The organism is Lacinutrix salivirga, assembly GCF_053604675.1.
This window is the reverse complement of the sequence record NZ_JBSHNP010000037.1, coordinates 1-528: the sequence shown is the minus strand read 5'-3', so window position 1 is coordinate 528 and position 528 is coordinate 1. Positions and strand designations below refer to the sequence as shown.

The following is a 528-nucleotide window of genomic DNA, read 5'->3' as shown; positions in this document are numbered from 1 at the left end:
AACGACGATGCTTATAATACAACACCAACAACTCCTGTTGCTGGAAACGTATTAACTAATGATAATGATATCGAAGGCGATACTCAAACTGTTACAACAACAACTGTAACTACTGCCGAAGGTGTTACTGTAACTATAGATCCTAATACTGGTGAGTTTACATATACACCTAATGCTGGGTTCTCTGGAACTGACTCCTTTGTCTATACTATCTGTGATGATAACCCTAACCAAGCTTGTGATACTGCAACTGTTTATATCACTGTTGATGGTGTACCTGGCCTTAACATTGTAAAATCTGCAGAATTGCCTAATGGTGAAGAGTGTGTGACTGCTGGTACTGTTATAGATTATACATTTACAGTAACTAACCCTGGTGATTTACTTTTAAACACCATCACCATTACTGATGATTTATTAGGTGGTGATATTACTGCAACACTTACTCTTGATGGTGATACTAACAACGACAGTATCCTAGATCCTTCCGAGACTTGGATCTTTACTGGTGCATCATACACTGCAACA

The 528-nt window shown here is 38.3% G+C and carries 1 protein-coding gene; it reads left to right on the top strand.

Annotation, left to right across the window (positions count from 1 at the left end; all coding sequences use genetic code 11):
* On the top strand, window positions 1-528 hold a 528-nt coding region (locus tag ACVC5O_RS00780; RefSeq protein ID WP_452219552.1), incomplete at both ends, for an Ig-like domain-containing protein.